At 35.6% G+C, this 3,093-nt stretch carries 6 protein-coding genes; all 6 read right to left on the reverse strand.

The features are described 5' to 3' along the window. Positions 1-434, reverse strand: a 434-nt coding sequence (msrB, locus tag WBM49_RS00125) for a peptide-methionine (R)-S-oxide reductase MsrB (protein WP_424370022.1), incomplete at its 3' end; no start/stop codon positions are given. A 6-nt stretch (positions 435-440) separates the two neighbouring features. After that, positions 441-932 carry a peroxiredoxin family protein gene (locus WBM49_RS00130; RefSeq protein WP_424370023.1) on the reverse strand — a complete coding sequence of 164 codons (492 nt, stop codon included), beginning with the start codon at positions 930-932 and terminating at the stop codon, positions 441-443. After that, entirely contained in the window at positions 925-1,200 is a 276-nt protein-coding gene (locus WBM49_RS00135; RefSeq protein ID WP_424370024.1) for a hypothetical protein, read from the reverse strand. Before WBM49_RS00135 ends, WBM49_RS00130 begins: the two co-directional genes overlap by 8 nt. Then, a complete protein-coding gene (locus WBM49_RS00140) occupies positions 1,201-2,142 on the reverse strand; it encodes an aldo/keto reductase (RefSeq protein WP_424370025.1) in 942 nt (313 codons plus the stop codon). A 5-nt stretch (positions 2,143-2,147) separates the two neighbouring features. Continuing rightward, entirely contained in the window at positions 2,148-2,429 is a 282-nt protein-coding gene (locus WBM49_RS00145) for a hypothetical protein (RefSeq protein WP_424370026.1), read from the reverse strand. Beyond that, positions 2,426-2,908, reverse strand: coding sequence for a TlpA family protein disulfide reductase (locus tag WBM49_RS00150; RefSeq protein WP_424370027.1), 483 nt, complete (start codon positions 2,906-2,908; stop codon positions 2,426-2,428). Before WBM49_RS00150 ends, WBM49_RS00145 begins: the two co-directional genes overlap by 4 nt. Between the last annotated feature and the right edge of the window lie 185 nt (positions 2,909-3,093).

The following is a 3,093-nucleotide window of genomic DNA, read 5'->3' on the forward strand; positions in this document are numbered from 1 at the left end:
TTTTGAAGTGCTACTGCATTTATGCAATATCGAAGACCGCTTGGTGGCGGACCATCCTGAAAAACGTGACCGAGGTGGGCATCACAAGTATTGCATACCGTTTCTATACGGTACATTCCAAAACCTTTGTCCTTGTGATAAGCAATAGCATTGTCCTTTATGGGTTGGGTAAATGAAGGCCAACCTGTCCCGCTTTGAAACTTTTCTTCACTATCGAAAAGTTCGGTTTCACAACATACACAAGCATAACGACCGGGTTCAAATAGATTACACATTTCTGAACTGTGTGCTCGTTCTGTACCTTTTTGTCTTGTTACTCTAAATTCTTCAGGGGAAAGAATGGCTTTCCATTCTTCCTCTTTTTTTTCTACCCTTCTATCGGGTTCGGGATTGCCATTATTGGCAAATTTTAATACATCTAACCAGTTTAGCATATTTTGTTATTTAATTGTCTTTAAAAATTTGATTGCTTCCTCTGTATTTAAATGGAAATCATTGAATACCACCGTTCCTTTTTGGTCTATGAAAATAAACCAAGGCGTACCACCTGTTCGATAGTGATACATTGTACTTGAAATATTGTTGGTCTTTTCATCGCCTTCATCTTGTCCAAACGGAATTTCCAGCTGGTATTGTTTCTGCGTCTCAATCAGTTTTTCAAAAGTATTTTGGCTTTTTCCTTCGAAGACCGTTTGAATGGCAAAAAACTTTACAGCCTCGCTCTCTTTTAATGTAGCGACCATTTTTTGCAAAGAAGGGAAGCCAATTTTATGGCAACCTGGACACCAACTTTGAAAACAGTAAAACACCACAAACTTACCTGAGTAATCAGATAATTGAAATGCCACTATTTCTTTTCCATTGGCATCTAGCCATTTAAATTTAGCTAACTCTGGAGCTTGTTGTCCTTCTATTCCATAATTTTTATTCATTATCAATTTCTTTTATTTCCTCAAAAAATTCATTGTTTGTTCTAACAAAATCATTATCCATATTGTGGATAAGTTTCTTGAAAACAGACTTGGTAACACGCACATATTTATTCGTTTCTTTATCGAATCCTATCCATTCAAATCGATTACCATAAGGGCAATCAGGAGCATCTGGATGGCTTCCTTTCCTTAATTCGTATCTCTCAGGGTATAAGTTGAACTGCTCTGCTGTAATTACAGGTAAATCATATTTCTGATGCTTAGCCATTTAGTTCCAATTTAATTTTTTTCTTTCATTCCAATAGGTATTGCTGTTTACTGCTAAAGAGTTTAATAAATCTATGTCCTCTTGTTTCAATCGAAAATCATTGGCTTTTAGATTACTTTTTAGATGTTCTATTGTTGCAGCACCACTCAACACCTTAAAAACAGGAATGCTATCCATACAAAACCTCAGTGCAATCGCATCTATCCCAACTTTATATTTTTGTGAAAGTTTACTTAATATGTGGTAAGCTTCGGTGTAATTCGGGAAATCTTCATTAGGAAAAACCCTTCCGTTTGCTAATGCTTCTTTGATGACAAGTTTAGAGGTAATACTATCGGCTATAGTCCTTAAACTTTGATCGAAAATATTATAGGTTACTTGAAATAGTTGAAAAAGTTGGCTGCCGTTTTTTTCTATTTCCAATGCTTTTTGTAGAACTCCTAATTGATTTGTACCAGTTGTTGTTAAGCCTATGATTAAATTGTGCTTTTCCTTTAATTCATTCAACCTATTTAAAATTTTATCATTATTTAAAACTCCTGATTCAAAAGAAGCAGAATGTATTTGATAATATTTTAAACGAGGCAATAGTGCTTTTGAAAACTCCCATTGTTCATTTAATTTATCGATAGAGTGTTCTTTAACTTCATGTACCTTTGCATTAGGATCAAAATTAGCCGTGTAGGTATAACCCCACTTGGTCGCAATATCGACAGGTGAGGGTTTTAAACTGTATAACCAATTTATTAGCATTTCCTCTGCCATACCATATCCAGGGGCTGTGTCAAAATAATGTATCCCTTGCTTGTATGCAAACATTAAAAGTCCTATGCCTTTAGATTTAAATTCAGACAATGAATGCTTGGCTGAACTTTCCTGCCGAATATTAATATACTCTGGTCGTCCGATAGCTGCGGTTCCTAATCCTAAAAAAGTATTCATTTCGATTAGGTTGGCCTATAAGCTATTTTACACTTATTACAAATCAACATATCATCTTTTTGGTGAAGTCGTATTTCTGAAAGGTTCTTGTCCACATAATCCTGAATCCACCCACGGTTCGGGTTACTAGAATTGATGTCTATTCCTTCCTTTTTCACAGCTTTAAAAAACTGGCCTCCGTATTCTTCCCGTCCCCAACAGTTGGGACAGAATCCCTCTGGAACTTCTTTTAACTCTTCTTCTTTTCTTCTCTTTAGGAGCTTTAAAACATTGTCTATTAAATTCATATATCAAGTATTAATTCGTTTATTAAATAATCAAGTCTCAACAAGGCGTTATTAGGGTCAGAGCCAAATATACTATAAACCACTATGCCTTCCCTATCAACTAAAACCCAATGGGGTGTTCCGCCTGCTCCATAATTTAGAAAGGTTGTATCATAATTAAAATCTTTGTAGAACGGAAAGCGGATATGAAATTCTTTTTGAGCATTTAGAAATTGTTGGATAGTAAAATCAATCCCTTCAAAATTGGTGTGAATTCCTATCACATTTATCTTATCGCCATTTTCAAATACTATTCGATTGGCATAGGGGATTGCCCTTCCTAAGCAACCCGGACATCCTAAACTGAAAAACAAGATTAGCAGAGGTTTCCATTCAAAGTCTTTCAGACTTGGCATAGATTTTTCAAAAACTGGTTCTAATTGCCAATCGGGGATTTTTTCTCCAATTTTCAGTTTTGATAATTCTAATCTATTGTTCATTCGTTCTTTTTTAATGACCACCAACGACTGGGATATGGGCTGTATAAGCTATCCCGTCAAACCAAGTTACCCACTTCTGTATTGAAAAACAAACGCAGTTTGGTTTTCAAGTCATATGGCCCCATATCCCTTGTTATAGGTAGACCAAGTCTAGGTTTTGTTGATTTGAAAGCCGGCCGTTGAAA

Source organism: Muriicola sp. (assembly GCF_049669965.1).
GTDB lineage: Bacteria > Bacteroidota > Bacteroidia > Flavobacteriales > Flavobacteriaceae > Muriicola.